The sequence below is a fragment of the Ensifer sp. Root1252 genome (genome assembly GCF_001425885.1).
Taxonomy (GTDB): Bacteria; Pseudomonadota; Alphaproteobacteria; order Rhizobiales; family Rhizobiaceae; genus Ensifer; species Ensifer canadensis.
This window is the reverse complement of record NZ_LMDT01000023.1, coordinates 482,209-498,171: the sequence shown is the minus strand read 5'-3', so window position 1 is coordinate 498,171 and position 15,963 is coordinate 482,209. Positions and strand designations below refer to the sequence as shown.

Below are 15,963 nucleotides of genomic sequence, written 5' to 3'. Positions count from 1 at the left end.
GTTGCGCGTTTTCATAGCTCTCTCCTTGAGAATATCGCAGTGGCTACCGCAAGCGGCGCAAATGTCCATGACACCAGCGCCAGGATGAGCCCGGTCTTGCCGAGTGCCGATTGCTCGGCCACGCCACCCATCCCCGACAGCGATGCTGCGTCGCCCGAGCCCAGATTGAGCAGTCGATAGGCGTCGGTCGGATTGAGCAGCAGCAAGGTATCGAGCAGGCCCGCCGGCAGTGCCTGGCCTTGCCCTGCCACAAGCGCCCCGAGCAGGGCCATGTCATAGATTAAAACGAAAAACAGCCACACCGCGATTGCGATGCCGCCAGCAGTGCTGCGTTCGCTGGCAACGGTGCTTGCGAGGTAGCCGATCGCGATGAAGACCGCGCCCAACAGGACGGACGAGCCGATCATGGAGGCGAAAGCAAGCCAGCTTGAGCGCGCTATGTTGCCATCGACGACTGCAAGTGCAACGGCGGCAGCGCCATAGCCGCAAAGCGTTGCAAACAGCAGGATCGTCAGGTGACCTGTAAACTTCCCAATGAGAATCTGCCTGCGGCCGATGGGATAACTGAGCAACAACAACATCGTGCCACGCTCGGTTTCGCCGACGATCGCATCGTGCGAGAGCAGGAGCGCGATGAGCGGAACAAGAAAAATGGTCAGGCTCGAGAGGCTGACGACGACGATATCAAGCCGGCTGGCACCGACATTGCCCGTCGGCACACTACCGAGGAACGACAAGGTAAGCGCCAGAGCCGCCAGCAGAAGGGTCGTCGCCACGACCCAGCGGTTGCGCATGCCCTCCTGGATCTCCTTGCGCGCAATGATCATGATGTTGTTCATCGGCTATCCTTTTGACCCTGAAGGAAGTGTGCGTAGAGTTCGTCGAGGGTCGGCTCCAGGACGACGAGGTTTGCAATCCCCAATGCGGCGGCGCTCAAACGGTGCAGGACGGCGAGCTTGTCCTCCTGCCTGACCTCTATTTCGAGATCGCCGTCGTGGTGTTTGACGACCTGGCCCGCGATTTCCTCCTCAAGCGACTTTCCAGCCTTGGTGGTCACGCGAATGCGGGTTGGCAGCCTTGCAAGCTTGCGAAGATCATCGAGGGTGCCGTCTGCGATCTTGTTGCCACCGTTGACGATGATGACGCGATCGGCACGTCCCTCGAGTTCCGTCAGCGCGTGCGACGAAAGCAGGATCGTCGTTCCCTTGGCGCGCAAGGCCTCGATGAGTTCGTAAAAATTGTGCCTCAGCGCCGGGTCAAGCCCGCTCGTGGGTTCGTCGAGAAGCAGGACATGTGGGTCGCCGAGCAGAGCCTGGGCCAAGCCGAGACGCTGGCGCATCCCCTTCGAATAGGTTCGCACCGGCCGGTCGACTGCCGCCCTGGAAAGGCCGACGCGATCGAAAAGTTCGGTCGCAGTGGTCGTGTCAGCGCGCTTCAGGCGGGCATAAAAGGCAAGCGTTTCCCGACCGGTCAGGGCGAGGTGAAAGGACACGCTCTCAGGCAGATAGCCAAGTCTTGCGCGAACGCCGAAATCGCCTGAGGCCGGGTCTTCGCCAAGGACGCTGACCCGGCCCGTCGTCGGTCGGATAAGGCCGAGCATCAGTTTGATCAAGGTCGTCTTGCCGGCGCCGTTATGGCCGACAAGGGCGATAGTTTCACCGGCACCCAGCTCAAAAGAGACGTCTCGAAGAGCCTCCGTCTTGCCATAGTTCTTGCCTGCATTGGTGACGCTCACCGTAGGTGTCATGGTTGCTGGTCCTCGTCGTCCGGGCGCATCATCAGGGGATGGCTGTCGATTACGCCGCCCGGCAACAGCGCCGGAAAGCGCGACTGGGCAAAGCGAATGACTTGAACGGCCGGGCTTGTGATCAGAACCTTGGCCTGCGGTGCGGTCCAAAGTACCCGGTCGATCAAGTCGTTCGGCCGGTAGGGATTGTCGCCGACCCCGTCACTGTTGAGATCGAAGGCCGGATTGTCGCTCCAGTAATTGCCGCGGCCATTTTCGGACCAGTCGAGATACCGGGCGCCGACATATTTGACCTGGTTTCGATTGTTGATGAAGGCATTGTCGGACAGGGCATTGCCCTCCGAACCCGCCGTGAAGTGAATGCCGATCGAGCAACCCTCAAAGACATTGCCGCGGAAGCGGTTCTTGTTGGCGTTGTAGATGAAGACGCATTTTTCCGGCCCCAATCGGACGGTCGTCCCCTCGGCAAACGTGTCTTGCGCGGCCGGCAGCCCGTGTTCGGGTTTTTCCTTGGCGCCACCGCTCGCCAGCCACCGGTCGGAATTCTGAAGCCGCCCGCGCACGACGTTCCCGGTGATCTTGGAGCTGTTGGCGTAGTTGAGGAGCAGGCCGTGATCGCGATCGCCGTCCGAGACATTTCCGATGATCTTCAGGCGGCTTGAAAACATGATGGCGTAGCCGACAGAATTGCCGGTGGAGATGTTGCCGCTGATCTCGCTGTCGTTGGTGTACATGTAGTGGATGGCAAAGCGCAGGTTCTCAAACCTGTTCCCGTTGAACACGTTGCGTTTGCTGGCGTTGGTCGCGATCCCATCGCGTCCGAAGCTGATAGTGTTGTCGATGACACGTGCCCCGGGAGCGTTCCAGACCGTGACGCCGTTGCCGGTTTCGCTGAAGCGCCTGTCCTTCGTCCCGACAATGCGATTGCCGCGCGCCAGGGATCCGGCGGCGCCATGCAGGTAGATGCCATAGAGATTGCCGATGATCTCGTTGTCTTCAACGGATGCACCTTTTGCCGTCGCGGCAACGAAAACACCGGAGTCCATGGTTTCAAGGTTGCTGCCCGAACCCTCGATCCGAAGCCCGCGCAGGATCGTGTCAGCGGCGTTGATGGTGACGACGCTGCCCTTGCCACTACCGAGAATGGTCGCGCCAGGCTCGCCGATCAGCGAGATCGCGCTGTCGATCGTAACTGGCCCCAGAAAGCGCGCCGGTGGCAATATGAGCGTGTCGCCGGGCGTTGCGGCTTCGATGACATCTTGCAGCCTGGCATCAGCGTCGACACGGATCGTCGCAGCGCAAGCGGTGCCGATGGCGGCGCAGAGCGCCGCCATCGAAACACCGAGCATGAGAGTGCGCGCGTGCATCAGGCCTTCTTCGGCTCGACGAGCATGCGGCCCTTCATTTCCATGTGCATCGCATGGCAGAACCAGGAGCAGTAGTACCACCACACGCCGGGCTTATCGGCGCGGAAAGTAACGGAGGCTGTCGCCTGGGGCGCCACTTCCATGTTGATGCCATAGTTGATGATCGAGAAGCCGTGCGTCAGGTCCTCCACCTCATCGATGTTGGTGACGTAGACGGTTACTTCGTCGCCCTGCTTGACCGTGAAGCTTTCGAGGCCAAAGGCCGGTGCCGCCGAAGTCATATAGACACGCACCTTGTCGCCATCCCGAATGACTTCGGAATCAATCAAAAGATCGATACCGTCCTTCTTTGCCTGAGCCACGGCATCGGCAAAGAAGACATCGTCCCGGCTCCAGACGCTCACCGGATTGATCTTGGAATTGTGGACGATCGTCGCGTCATGCGGCTCGGCGAAGGTAGGATTATCGTGCACCAGAACCATCTGGTCGCCCGAAATGTCGATCAGCTGATCGTTTTCCGGCTTCAACGGACCGACGTTCAAATAGCGGTCCTTGGAGAACTTGTTCAGCGAGATCAGCCATTTGCCATCGGCGTCTTTTGTCTGTCCCATGGACGTGTGGTTGTGTCCGGGCTGGTATTGGACATCAAGCTTCTGGCGGATCGGGTCTACTTTTTCGCCGGCAAAGGCTCGTTTGGCGTCGTCGATGTTCCATTTGCAGATCTGGCTGTCGATGAACAGCGTGGTATAGGCATTGCCCTTGCCGTCATAGGCCGTGTGCAGCGGCCCGAGACCAAGCTCCGGCTCGGCAACAACGGTGTCCCTCGGCTTGATCTTGTCGGCGAAAAGGTCGTCGAACTTGCGCACATCCATGACCGTAACAGTGGGCGAGAGCTTGCCGTTGGCGACGATATGAATACCGTCAGGCGCAGTGTTCATTCCATGCGGTCCGTTCGATACGGGGATGTAGCGCGTATAGGGTGAGCCGTGGCGACCATCGAGGACGGGGACGCCACCCATCTCCTTGAATTCGCCCTTTGCGACGGCCTCCTCGATCCGCTTGAGGTCAAAGACAACCACCCAATCCTGGTCCTTGGCCATCATCTCCGCAAGATTGACGCCCTCTTCGGAATTGTAGCAGGTGGCGAAGGCATATTTGCCCTGGTAGTCGGCATCGACATTGTCGAGATTGCCGTCGATCATGACCTGCCAGGCGACCTTCATGGTCTCGCCGTCCACGGCAGTGAATATGGCGTGATACTGCTTGTGATCGTCGAGGACAGAGCCGTCGTTCGGCACTGGTACACGGTCCTCACCGTTGCAGAAGACATAGCCCGTCTTGGGATATTTCTGTACGCGCAGACCGTGAACCGTATGCTGGTTCGGCAATTGGATGATCTTGTCGCAGCGCATCACGTCGAGGCGAATGCGGCAGACGCGGGTATTTGCCTTGTCGTTGGCAAACAGGTAGCGCCCGTCATAGGTTCCCTCCGTGAATGAGGGGTGCGGATGATGCAGGTCACCATTGAGATAGATGCCGCCCTTGTCGTCCAGGTATGCTTTCGTTTCGGGCAAAAGTCCTTCGGTGAGCACCTTGCGGCTTTCATTGGTCTGGCCCCAGCCGGTGGCGCTGTCGCGATTGAAGACCGGGATACGCATCAGTTCGCGCATGGATGGCAATCCGAGAATGCGCAGTTCGCCGCTGTGTCCGCCGGAGAAGAAGACATAGTATTCATCGAGCTCGCCTGGCTTTACCTCGAAGGGCAAGCCGCCTGTGCCTTGTGCGAATGCCGGTGATGCGGTTGTGCCGGACAGGGCAAGCGCCCCACCAACACCTGCCGCCCCGGCGACAGCCGCCGCGGCCGTCGTGCCGAGAAGCTGACGTCGATTGAGGCGCACTGCTTTGTCTTCTGTTGCCATTTCGATTTCTCCTTGTGTGGATTTCAGATGGGTGTGGCTGGCGGCGACTCGTCGCGCACGATCGGTTTTCCCTTGTGCGTAACAGCCGTCCTGCTTGGCGCTTCGCCTCGCGATGTGGGGGTCGAAAGGGCCTGAAACTTTTCTCTCTTGAGCCGGACCTGGATCATGTGCGGACAGCGCGTATCGTCCTGGTAGAGTTCCTGGCAGTGCATGCAGTAGATGCACTCGTTGACATTGATCTGCCCTTCAGGGTGGATCGACTGAACCGGACATTCCTTGGCACAGCGCTGGCAGGGCGAGCCGCATTCGGGCCAACGCTTCAGCCATTCGAACATGCGGATGCGTCCTGGAATGGCGAGGGCTGCCCCAAGCGGGCAAAGGTAACGGCAGTAGAAGCGCTCAATAAAAAGACCGGCCGCCAATAGCGTCAGTGCAAAGACGACGAAGGGCCATTCACGGGCGAATTTAAGGACGATCGCGGTCTTGAATGGCTCGATTTCGGCAAAGACTTCGGCGAGCGCCAGTGAATAGAAGGACAGACCGAAAAGGCCGAGAAAGACGATGTACTTGATCGGCCAGAGACGCTCGTGAAGGCCCCAAGGAACCTTGATCTGCGGTACCTTGAGCCACTTCGCGATGTCGTTGGTCAGTTCCTGAAGGGCGCCGAAGGGGCACAGCCAGCCGCAAAACGGACCACGCCCCCAAAATAGAAGTCCTGCCGCCACGGCGGCCCACAGCAAAAAGATGAGGGGTGCCGACAGGAAGAACTCCCAGCGGAAGCCGGTGATCAAGGCGTTTGTGAACGTCAGCACATTGACCACTGAAAGCTGCGCATTGGCGTACCAGCCGAGCCAGACAAGTGCATAGACAAGGAAACCGCGGCGGATCCAGGCAAACAGAATGGGGCGTCGGACGAGCCAGTCCTGGAAGAAGAAGATCGCAGTCAGAAACACAAGTGCCGTTGCGGTGAGGGCGACCGAGACACGGTTCATCTGCCAGATGCTGACCCACAGTGGTTGGCCGTCTGCTTCCTCGTCAACAATTGGCGCTATGCCGTCAGAAGGGCTGACCTCGAGCGGGTGCGTGTCGGCAACCAGATACTTCTGTGGCAGGGCGTAGCCGAGGTTGAAAGGCAATGTCGCCTTGTCTCGCCCACCGGCGCTTCGCTGCACCAGAAGCTGTACCTCCCATGGTGCCGTGACATCGAAGGCGAAGTCGGGCGACACGACAAAAAGGGCGATCTCGCGAAGATGAGGCGCACCTTGCGCTGCAAGCGATGTCAGGCGCGTGTGGTCGCGGTCGCGAAACCGCATGCCCTGGCCGTCCTGGAGCAATTCAATCCGATCGAAGATGCCGCCGCGCACATAGCCCGAACCCTTGAAGGAATAGGCTCCATCGCCCGCGACGAGCAATGCGCTCTGACCGGGTTTAAGGCGTTTGACAAGGCGACCGTAGCCTTCCTCACCGAGCAGGCTTTTGCCGATGGCCGGAACGCTCACGGGCGCTGTGTAAAGGTCGATGAAGCGGTCGTTGGGCGTTACTGTTTCCGGCCGTTCCGCCGCTGTCGTTTGATTGGCCTGGCGAAATGCATCCGACACTTCGCCGACCGTCATTCTAAGGCTGCGGATCGAGCCGTCGCCGAGCAGGCTCTGCCAGTCGGCGGTCTCGTTCATTGCCGGATCGAGCTTGCGGACGGGAGGCGCAGGCTCTTGGGCGACGCTCGCCTTGGTACCAAGGCGATTGCTGCGGATCAGGCGAACGGCCGAACGAACAACACTGTCGCCCATGACCAGAACAGTGACAGTCGCGCCGCTGACGATATCGACCTGTGGCGGTCGCTCCTGTCCCCTCGCAACGCGACCCAGGTCACGGCCGATGATGGCGTTCAAGGCGGCAACGACCTTGCGTTCCGGAATGCCGATCAGGACGATCGGTTCCTTGTGATCGACAAGCTTGATCCCCTTGACGACGCCGTTTGGATCGATGCCGACGGCGATGTGAATGGGCTTGCCGGAGTAGCCTATAGCGCTGGTGAAATCCGAGTTGAGATAGGCATAGCCGAGCAGTTCGGTACCCCGAAACACTGGCGCGATCGGTGGTTCGCCGACAGTGGCGCCGAAGCGATCTGCACCCGCAAAGAGCTCGTCGGGCACTATCTTTGAAAGATAGGCATCGAGCCCGCCGGCGGCATAGGCGCCGTGTGCTCCAAGCAAAACAAGGAGCGTCGCGAGCATCATGCAGAGCAAGCGGAGACCGTGGCGGTTTTTGTTGTTGTTGCGCATTTCTTGTCGTTCCGTCCCGACAGACTGGCTGCTCGGATTGGCGGGCATCTTTGTTTCCGGCGAATTGACCGGCAACCTACGGAAAGTCCGATCACCTTCTTTGCGCTGCAACAAACGGAGGTGCGTTTGTTCCTGTAAAACAGTCGCATAGCGCAAGCGAAGGAGCCGTCATGCCGACACTCAGGATCGATCCGCCGTTGGTCGCAACGCTTGGGGAACTTCTTGAACTTGCCGCCAGGCTTGAGCGCGAAGCCATCGACGGCTACGTCATGCTCGCAAAACGCATGCGCCGCGAAAATCGAGCCGATCTAGCGGATCTGTTCGAAGGGCTTGCGGTTGATGAGCGCGGACATCTCTATATGGTTTCCGCCTGGATTGAAGAGGCGAATCCACCTTTAGGTCCGGCACGGATTTTCGCCGCGACAGACAATGCAGGTATGTTTGACGATGGGGATGCGCTTATCGTGGCCCCGGAACTGCTCAACGCCTACAGGGCTTTTTCAGTCGCCGTGCGCAACGAGGAGCAGGCGTTCATGCTTTGGAGCTATGTGGCGGCGGATGCGGCTTCCACCGAAATCAGACAGGCAGCAGAACGCATGGCGCTGGAGGAACTCGGCCATGTCCGCATCCTGCGCAAAGCCAGGCGAACAGCGTTTCACGATCTGCGAAGCCATCGATTAATCGTTGCTGACGACCTGGCGGCGGTTGAAGCGCAGCTTGCCGATTGGCTGGAAATGAACGCAGGCGATGCAAGGGCAGAGGGCACCGCGTCATGGTCGTCCCTTTCAGCTGATGCCCGGCAAAGAGAGCGCCAGATGATCGACGTTCCCTTCGCCGCCCCGTTAGGTTTAGCGCCACTGCCTGAGGGTGGGACGATTTCGGCGGTGGTGCTCTGCGAGTTCCTGCTTGAGCGTTATCTCGACCTGTCCGAGCGCGAGGGCGACGAGGGTCTGCGGCAACGCGCGCAGACCTTTGCAGCAGCCACGATCGATTGTTTGCAGACCCTTCGTGCCAAAGCGCAGAAGAACACGGCAACGCTTGCGACCTCGCCACATTGAACTTGCGTTTCGACAAAGAACGATCGGCCGAACTACCGCAACGTCTCTCCTGACATAACCTTCCGGGCATTGAGGAGAGCACATTGACGGAATTGAACTTGAACTTGGACGCCACCGTCGGGACGATTGCATGCGAACTTCCGGGTGCAGCCGAACTCTTCAGACAGCATGGAATCGGTTTTTGCTGCGATGGCGATGTTTCGCTTGCGGATGCGGCGGTCGATGCCGGAGTTGTGGCGAGCGACCTGCTTGACCGCCTTCGGGCACTCGAGCAAGCTGCAAGGCGCGATGCGCCGGACGGCACCAACGAGCTTATCGCTCATATTCTGGAGCGATATCACCAGACACACCGAAACGACCTCGAATGGCTGATCCCGCTTGCGCAGAAAGTGGAGCACGTTCACGCCACTCATAGCAGCGCGCCGCTGGGCCTTGCGAAGGCGCTTGTCGACCTTCAAGACCAACTGATCCCTCACATGGCCCGCGAGGAGCTCGCCCTCTTTCCGATGATGCGCCACGAGCCGGATCCCGATATCGAGCACTTGATAGGCAGAATGCGAGACGATCATGCGTGCGAAGGCCAAAGCCTAGCTACCATCGAGCGTATCACCCACGGGTTTGCACTTCCAGACGGCGCCTGCCGATCCTGGACGGCTCTTTACGTCGGTCTTCAAAAGTTTTCCGAGGATCTGGTCACGCATATGCATCTGGAAAACAAGGTTTTGTTTCCGCGTTTTTCCAGCGTTGAGGACGTCGCGTCTCCGTCATGACATCTTCCATCGGTGGACAGATGGTCGCGACCGATATCAGCGTGGCGCTGTTATCGTTGCGAATTTGTTGTCGCTCTGCCTCGCTCTACCGGGCGGGGCGGCAGTTCTGGTTGAGGTGTCGGGTGGACCGGTCCTAACGAACCGGGGACTTTGGTTTCCTCTGGCTCCCGTTGCATTAAATTCCAGGCAACTGGCAGGGCTCGGTGTATTGTTTCACATGCTCGCCAAGTGCAATTCTCCGCGGTCGGGATGACTGTATCAAACGCGCAAAATGGATCTGCTGGAAACGGCAGCATGAGCGATCTTTGAAGCAGGGGTTGCCGGCAATGAGCGGCGTAAATTGCGAAAACAGCTGGTGATCGCAAAACCTTTGGGTCGCTCGACCGATTACGTCTCGGTCTTCTTCCGCTTTCTTTGAGATATCTCTTCTACCACGGCTACCGGTCGAACACGCTCGCAACTGCATCTGAACTCGGATCATTTGAGCCCCGTCGCAAATGGCCAACGTTCGTTGCGAACTTGCCGCCGGGGGCCAGTATTCTCGCCGCTGGCCGTACGGCATCGGGCGAACCTGTCCGTCAGTTTTAATAAGCTGTCATACAGATTTGACAAAGATGTGATGATCTGTCTAAGTATGTGTCATACAGAATGGTGCGGGGAGCCGGCCATTTTCGCATACCGGAGGAACAATGATCATCACCGACGTCGATGTGCGAGTCTTCCGCACGACCACGCGCCGCCATTCGGACAGTGCTGGCCACGCGCATCCAGGCCCGCCGCATCAGGTGGAGCAGGCAATTCTGACCATTCGCACTGAAGACGGCCATGAAGGGCACTCCTTCACCGCGCCGGAAATTGTTCGTCCGCACCTGATCGATAAGTTCGTGAAGAAGGTTCTTATCGGCAAGGACCATCGTGACCGAGAAAAGCTGTGGCAGGACCTCGCCCACTGGCAGCGGGGCTCAGCCGCGCAACTCACCGATCGCACGCTTGCGGCTGTCGATTGTGCGCTGTGGGATCTTGCGGGCAGGACGCTCAATCAACCTGTATACAAGTTGATTGGCGCTTATCGCGACAAGGTACTGGCCTATGGCTCCATCATGTGCGGCGATGAACTGGACGGCGGCCTGGCGACGCCGGACGATTACGGCCGTTTTGGCGAAACGCTGGTTAAGCGCGGCTACAAGGGCATCAAGCTACACACCTGGATGCCGCCGGTCAGTTGGGCGCCGGATGTTAAGATGGATATCAAGGCCTGTGCTGCGGTGCGCGAAGCGGTTGGTCCGGATATCCGTCTGATGATCGACGCCTTCCACTGGTATTCCCGTACGGACGCGCTCGAACTTGGGCGGGGCTTGGAAAAGCTCGGCTTCGACTGGATCGAGGAGCCGATGGACGAGCAGTCGCTGTCTTCCTACAAGTGGCTTGCCGACAATCTCGACATTCCTGTGGTCGGGCCGGAAAGTGCCGCGGGCAAGCATTGGCATCGCGCCGAGTGGATCAAGGCCGGTGCCTGCGACATACTTCGCACCGGCGTCAACGACGTCGGCGGCATAACCCCTGCGCTCAAGACCATGCATCTCGCAGAAGCTTTCGGCATGGAATGCGAGGTGCACGGCAACACTGCCATGAACCTGCATGTGGTCGCTGCCAGCAAGAACTGCCGCTGGTACGAGCGCGGCCTGCTGCACCCGTTCCTCGAATATGACGATGGCCACGATTATTTGAAGTCACTTTCCGACCCGATGGACCGGGACGGCTACGTCCACGTGCCTGATCGCCCCGGGCTCGGCGAGGATATCGATTTCGACTTCATCGACAACAACCGCGCGCGATGACAGTGAGGTGATTGGGCAATGAAGACAGTTCTCGCCTTCGGCGACAGCCTGACCTGGGGGGCGGACCCCGCAACTGGTCTGCGTCATCCGCCCGAGGGCCGCTGGCCCGAGGTTCTCGACCGGGAACTTGGTGACGCGGCGGCGATCATATCGGAAGGGCTCGGTGGCCGCACCACCTGCTATGACGATCATGCCGGGCCCGCTTGCCGCAATGGCGCCAAGGCGTTGGAAGTGGCGCTTGCCAGCCATATGCCGCTCGACCTCGTGATCATCATGCTTGGGACCAATGATATCAAGCCGGTGCACGGAGGTCGTGCGGAGGGTGCGGTTTCCGGCATGCGCCGCCTGGCGCAGATCGTGGACACATTTCCGTACAAGCCGAGTGGCGCGAAACCGAAGCTTCTGATCGTTGCGCCACCACCCTGTTCGCCCGGTCCAGATGGACACCCGGCGGCTGGCAGAAGCGTAGCAGAATCCGAGCGGCTTGCCCCGCTTTACCACAAACTCGCCTGCGAACTCGGGCACGCGTTCTTCGATGCCGGCGCGGTTGCCCGTGGATCACAGGTCGATGGTGTGCATCTGGAAGCCGCGGCGACCGCAGCCATTGGCCGGGCGCTCGCCGCGCCCGTCGGCGCAATTCTTGGCTGATCCGTCCCAACACCTGCGGAGGAGCAGGCGGGTGGATCGTGAAACTGGTAGGCCGAAATCCGCATGGACGGCCGCAAAAGGAGGAAGCATGAGACACTTTTTTGCAAAGGCCGCCTTCGGCGTGCTGCTCGCCACCACCGCGCCGATTGGCGCGTGGGCCGAAACACCGGCCGACCAATTGGTCGTCGCCACGACCATGAGCAACATCCTGACGCTGGATCCCGCTGCCATTACCGGCCGCGAGACCGTACAGGTGCTCAACAACATCTATGACACTTTGGTCGTCCTTTCGCCGCAAGACCGTAGCGTTCAGCCTCGCCTCGCCGAACGCTGGGAGATCGCCGAGGATCGCAAGTCGATCCGCTTCCACCTGCGCGGCGATGCAAAATTTGCTTCGGGCAATCCTGTCACGGCTGGCGACGTCGCCTGGAGCCTGAAGCGGCTGCTTGCCCGCAACCTGGCGCAGTCGTCTTTCCTCAAGTCGCGTGGCTTCACGCTTGAGAATGCCGACAAGGCGCTTGTCGCTGAAGACGACCACACCTTCGTGATCCATCTTCAGAAGCCCGACGACCCGAACCTGTTGCTGATGATCCTTGCGCAGAATGGCCCTGGCTCCATTCTGGACAGCAAGGTCGCGCTCGAGAACGAGAAGGACGGCGACCTCGGTGCTGGTTGGCTGACGCTGAATTCCGCTGGTTCCGGTCCCTTTACACTGACGCAGTGGAAGTCGAACGAATACATCATTCTCACACGCAACGATGACTATTGGGGTGAAAAGGCCGCGATGAAGCGCGTGTTGATGCGCCACTTGCCGGAATCCCAGTCGCAGCGGCTGCTGTTGGAAAAAGGCGACATAGACGTCGCCTATTCTCTGCAGGCACCGGACCTCAAATCGCTGGAGGCCGACAAGGCGATTGTCATCGAATCGACGCCGGGTTCAGGTTTCTACTACCTCAGCGTTTCGATGAAGGATGAGCGTTTTGCCAACAAGAAGGTCCGCGAGGCGCTGCGCTACCTCATCGACTATGAAGGCCTCGACAAGGCGGTCATGCCCTATTACGGCAAGCTGCATCAGCGTCCGTTGTCGTCCGGCGTGCTCGGCGCCCTTCCGGACGAGGGCTACAAGTTGGACGTGGAAAAGGCAAAGGCGTTGCTCGCCGAAGCCGGCTATCCGAACGGTTTCAGCACCACGCTGCGGGTCCTGTCCGAAGATCCGTTCATGAAGGCGGCGACGGCGATCCAGAACACGCTCGGCCAGGCCGGCATCCAGGCGGAGCTCATCAGCGGTTCGGGTGACCAGATTTACGGCGCAATGCGGGAGAGAAACTTCGAATTGCTGGTCGGCCGCGGCGGCGGTGGTCAGCAGCCGCATCCGGACAACAACCTGCGCTCCATCGCCTACAATCCCGACAATTCCGACGAGGCGAAGCTGACCAACTACCAGAGCTGGCGCACCAGCTTCTACGACGAGAAGCTGAACAAGCTGATCGAGGAAGCACTTGTCGAGCGCGATCCCGCCAAGCAGGCCAAGCTCTATGAAGGCGTGCAGGCCTACATGGATGAGGCGGTGATGTCGATCCAGCCCTTCTCCGAAGTTGTCGACACGGCCGCCTATCGCAGCGACGTCAAGGGTATGATCGTAAGCCCATGGCTTTCACGTTTCGAGGGCGTGACCAAGGAGCGCTGATAACACCACCCGTCTCATTCTCCAAAACCAAAAGGCGCGTGCTGGCACGCGCCTTTCTCGCGTTTCAATGAGGTTTGGCCCCATAATGGCTCCAGAGGTGTGGCGTTGCTCGACGGACAAGCATCTCCCCCATGCAAGTGGTTTTCCCACGGGCCGGAGTGGCCCGATGGGGCGCCCTTTTTACCTGTCGGGAGCCGCCCGACATCCATCGGCAAGCAATGACGCCAGGACACGCTTTTCCATCCGAGGCGATGTTCCAGACTCAGCAGTACTAAAAGGTAACCGATGTTCTGCAACCTTGCGGACGTCACGTCGAGCTTGACCTTTAGGTTGCATGTGAGCCCCTTCGCCGGCATTGTCCTCCCTCAAGCCAAGGGGGGCTCATGCCAAAGGTCGTTGGAATAGGCGGTGTGTTCTTCAGGGCAGCGGACCCGGCTGGGCTGGCCGAATGGTATGAGAGGCATCTTGGTGTTGATGACCTGCACAAGTCCGTGTGGCAGCAAGAGGCAGGAATGACAATTTTTGGGCCCTTCTCTGAGAACACCGACTATTTGGGACGAAGAGAACAACAATGGATGATCAATTTCAGGGTAGATGATCTGGAAGGGCTCATTTCAAACCTCACGGCGAGCGGGATCGCGGTGGAAACGCGAGCCGAGTGGAACTCGGAAGTCGGTCGCTTTGCCCGGATCCACGATCCCGAGGGCAATCCGATCGAGCTCTGGGAACCAACGAAGGAGTGATGGCGAACAACCCGCCATTCCATGCTCGGTGAGTGTCCTGACGTTTGATTTTGACCAGGGCCTGCTGCCGTGACTGCTTGTGGCGCGTGGATGCCACGGAGCTTCACGCGCTGGCATCTCATCCCGTCGGCCTGTGTTGCCCACGGCTTGCGCTAAGCCACGGGCCGTTGTGGGTTGTCATGTGAAGAATTGGGCTGCTGCCGATCGGCAGCGCTCTGGGCTTGCTTATGCCACTTTCGCGTGACCGGGGAGCTGGCACGTCGAGGGCAATTTCAGACGGAGTGCCCGAGCTTCAATTAGTCGAGCTCAGTGCGCGCTTTCGTATTCGAGTGAGGCGCCGATGAGTTCTCGGGCATAGGGGTGGGTCGCTCCGTTTCCGGGGATCGCATCGCGTGGAAGCACCTCGGTGATCTCTCCGTGGAGCATGACAGCAAAACGATCGCACATGTGGTCGACCACCGCGAGATCGTGCGTGACCATGATGTAGGTGAAACCGCGCTCCTCGCGCAGGCGCTGCAGCAGGTTCAGGATTTCCGCCTGGACGGAGACATCGAGCGCCGACGTGGGTTCGTCCAGTAGCAACAAAGAGGGCTCCAGGATGAGCGCGCGGGCAATCGCCACCCGCTGCCGCTGGCCACCGGAGAGCTGGTGTGGAAAGCGGTCGAGGAAGGAAACGGGCAGGCCGACATCGGCAATGGCCTTGCGCATGCGATCCTCGCGATCGCCGAGCTTGTGAATGACGAGTGGCTCGCTGAGCACGGTGCGTACCGACTGGCGCGGATGCAGCGAGCCGTACGGATCCTGAAACACCATCTGCAGCGTGCGGCAGCGCTCGATAAGCGGCATCTCGCGCACAGGCTTGCCGCCGATGAGGATGTCGCCCGTCCAGATATCGGTCAGCATGGAGATGCAGCGCAACACGGTGGATTTGCCCGAGCCGCTTTCTCCGACGAGGCCGAAGCACTCGCCCGGGCTTACCGAGAAACTGACACTCGGCAAGACTTTGGTGGCGGTTGGTCCAGCGCCGAAGGTGATGGACACATCGCGGGTTTCGACGGAAACGGACATCAGGCTTTCTCCTCCAGCCATTCGGGTTGGCGGTCGAGCACGGCCAGAGGCGCACGCCCGCCACCGATCCTTGGTTGGGCTGCCAACAGGCCGCGAGTATAGGGGTGTTCGGCCCTGTCGAGGTCGCGGGCGGCGAGTGTTTCAACCACGCGACCGGCATACATGATGAGAACGCGGTCGCAGAAATTGCGCACAAGGTTCAGGTCGTGACTGATCATGATGAGGCCAATGCCGCGGTCGCGCACGAGGCCGTCGAGGATATTCAACACTTGAAGCCGGACGGTAACGTCGAGCGCGGAGGTGGGTTCGTCGGCGATGACGAGATCTGGGTCTGCCAAAAGCATCATCGCGATCATTACACGCTGACCCATGCCGCCGGATATTTCATGCGGGTATTGATCATAGACCCGCTTCGGGTCACGAATCTTGACGGCTTCCAGCATGGTGAGCGCCTTGTCACGGGCCTCTGCCTTCGAGCATCTGAAGTGGCGCAGATAGGTCTCTGCCACCTGGTCGCCAACACGCCGGATCGGGTTGAGCGAGAATTTGGGATCCTGGAGGATCATTGACATCCGCCGGCCACGAACCTTCAGCATCTCTTTTTCGGAGAGCGTCAGGAGGTCGAGGTTCCCAAAGCGCAACGTGTCGGCCGTGATTGTCGCGCCGGGCAGAAGACGCAAAAGAGCGCGTCCAACCGTGGACTTGCCTGAACCGGATTCTCCGACGATCCCCAACCGTTCCCGGCCAAGCGTGAAGGAAACCCCACGCACGGCCTCTGCCGGCGCGCCGCCATAGCGAATGCGGAGATTTTCGACCTCGAGTATGGATTTTTCCAC

At 59.7% G+C, this 15,963-nt stretch carries 13 protein-coding genes; 6 read left to right on the top strand and 7 right to left on the bottom strand.

Features of this window, described 5'->3' with window-relative positions; genetic code table 11:
• Positions 1 to 11: 11 nt before the first annotated feature.
• From ASD02_RS23455 to ASD02_RS23435, 5 genes are read right to left on the bottom strand one after another with little or no spacing between them, the layout of a single operon-like run.
• Positions 12 to 839 (bottom strand): ABC transporter permease, encoded by an 828-nt coding sequence (locus ASD02_RS23455; RefSeq protein WP_057207023.1) that lies wholly within the window; start codon positions 837 to 839, stop codon positions 12 to 14.
• A complete protein-coding gene (locus ASD02_RS23450; protein WP_025430422.1) occupies positions 836 to 1,747 on the bottom strand; it encodes an ABC transporter ATP-binding protein in 912 nt (303 codons plus the stop codon). Before ASD02_RS23450 ends, ASD02_RS23455 begins: the two co-directional genes overlap by 4 nt.
• A complete protein-coding gene (locus ASD02_RS23445; protein ID WP_057221131.1) occupies positions 1,744 to 3,114 on the bottom strand; it encodes a nitrous oxide reductase family maturation protein NosD in 1,371 nt (456 codons plus the stop codon). The genes ASD02_RS23450 and ASD02_RS23445 overlap by 4 nt, the downstream gene beginning before the upstream one ends.
• Positions 3,114 to 5,033: a TAT-dependent nitrous-oxide reductase gene (gene nosZ / locus ASD02_RS23440; protein ID WP_057221130.1), complete on the bottom strand. Its 1,920-nt coding sequence runs from the start codon at positions 5,031 to 5,033 to the stop codon at positions 3,114 to 3,116. The genes ASD02_RS23445 and nosZ overlap by 1 nt, the downstream gene beginning before the upstream one ends.
• A 23-nt stretch (positions 5,034 to 5,056) precedes the next feature.
• Positions 5,057 to 7,315, bottom strand: a complete 2,259-nt coding sequence (locus ASD02_RS23435) for a NosR/NirI family protein (protein WP_057221129.1) — start codon at positions 7,313 to 7,315, stop codon at positions 5,057 to 5,059.
• A gap of 197 nt (positions 7,316 to 7,512) precedes the next feature.
• Here ASD02_RS23435 and ASD02_RS23430 point away from each other — a divergent pair, with 197 nt between their 5' ends.
• The 6 genes from ASD02_RS23430 (at position 7,513) to ASD02_RS23405 (ending at position 14,059) form a co-directional block, all read left to right on the top strand.
• Positions 7,513 to 8,373: a ferritin family protein gene (locus ASD02_RS23430; protein ID WP_244494268.1), complete on the top strand. Its 861-nt coding sequence runs from the start codon at positions 7,513 to 7,515 to the stop codon at positions 8,371 to 8,373.
• A gap of 98 nt (positions 8,374 to 8,471) precedes the next feature.
• On the top strand, positions 8,472 to 9,143 hold the full coding sequence (locus tag ASD02_RS23425; protein ID WP_347376837.1) for a DUF542 domain-containing protein: 672 nt from the start codon (positions 8,472 to 8,474) through the stop codon (positions 9,141 to 9,143).
• A gap of 689 nt (positions 9,144 to 9,832) precedes the next feature.
• Entirely contained in the window at positions 9,833 to 10,981 is a 1,149-nt protein-coding gene (locus tag ASD02_RS23420; protein ID WP_057221126.1) for a mandelate racemase family protein, read from the top strand.
• 18 nt (positions 10,982 to 10,999) lie between these two features.
• Positions 11,000 to 11,629, top strand: a complete 630-nt coding sequence (locus ASD02_RS23415) for an SGNH/GDSL hydrolase family protein (protein ID WP_057221125.1) — start codon at positions 11,000 to 11,002, stop codon at positions 11,627 to 11,629.
• Positions 11,630 to 11,717: 88 nt separating this feature from the next.
• On the top strand, positions 11,718 to 13,316 hold the full coding sequence (locus tag ASD02_RS23410) for an ABC transporter substrate-binding protein (RefSeq protein ID WP_057221124.1): 1,599 nt from the start codon (positions 11,718 to 11,720) through the stop codon (positions 13,314 to 13,316).
• A gap of 383 nt (positions 13,317 to 13,699) precedes the next feature.
• Positions 13,700 to 14,059 carry a VOC family protein gene (locus ASD02_RS23405; RefSeq protein WP_057221123.1) on the top strand — a complete coding sequence of 120 codons (360 nt, stop codon included), beginning with the start codon at positions 13,700 to 13,702 and terminating at the stop codon, positions 14,057 to 14,059.
• 306 nt (positions 14,060 to 14,365) lie between these two features.
• Here ASD02_RS23405 and ASD02_RS23400 read toward each other — a convergent pair whose 3' ends face one another.
• Both ASD02_RS23400 and ASD02_RS23395 read right to left on the bottom strand, forming a co-directional pair.
• The gene (locus ASD02_RS23400; RefSeq protein WP_057207032.1) at positions 14,366 to 15,127 is read right to left on the bottom strand and encodes an ABC transporter ATP-binding protein; all 762 of its coding nucleotides are present in this window, start codon (positions 15,125 to 15,127) and stop codon (positions 14,366 to 14,368) included.
• Positions 15,127 to 15,963 (bottom strand): ABC transporter ATP-binding protein, encoded by an 837-nt coding sequence (locus ASD02_RS23395; protein ID WP_025430412.1) that lies wholly within the window; start codon positions 15,961 to 15,963, stop codon positions 15,127 to 15,129. Before ASD02_RS23395 ends, ASD02_RS23400 begins: the two co-directional genes overlap by 1 nt.

Coding starts and splice junctions, on each gene's coding strand:
- ASD02_RS23455 (WP_057207023.1), bottom strand. CDS start 839: ATGAACAACATCATGATCATTGCGCGCAAGGAGATCCAGGAGGGCATG.
- ASD02_RS23450 (WP_025430422.1), bottom strand. CDS start 1,747: ATGACACCTACGGTGAGCGTCACCAATGCAGGCAAGAACTATGGCAAG.
- ASD02_RS23445 (WP_057221131.1), bottom strand. CDS start 3,114: ATGCACGCGCGCACTCTCATGCTCGGTGTTTCGATGGCGGCGCTCTGC.
- nosZ (WP_057221130.1), bottom strand. CDS start 5,033: ATGGCAACAGAAGACAAAGCAGTGCGCCTCAATCGACGTCAGCTTCTC.
- ASD02_RS23435 (WP_057221129.1), bottom strand. CDS start 7,315: ATGCGCAACAACAACAAAAACCGCCACGGTCTCCGCTTGCTCTGCATG.
- ASD02_RS23420 (WP_057221126.1), top strand. CDS start 9,833: ATGATCATCACCGACGTCGATGTGCGAGTCTTCCGCACGACCACGCGC.
- ASD02_RS23415 (WP_057221125.1), top strand. CDS start 11,000: ATGAAGACAGTTCTCGCCTTCGGCGACAGCCTGACCTGGGGGGCGGAC.
- ASD02_RS23410 (WP_057221124.1), top strand. CDS start 11,718: ATGAGACACTTTTTTGCAAAGGCCGCCTTCGGCGTGCTGCTCGCCACC.
- ASD02_RS23405 (WP_057221123.1), top strand. CDS start 13,700: ATGCCAAAGGTCGTTGGAATAGGCGGTGTGTTCTTCAGGGCAGCGGAC.
- ASD02_RS23400 (WP_057207032.1), bottom strand. CDS start 15,127: ATGTCCGTTTCCGTCGAAACCCGCGATGTGTCCATCACCTTCGGCGCT.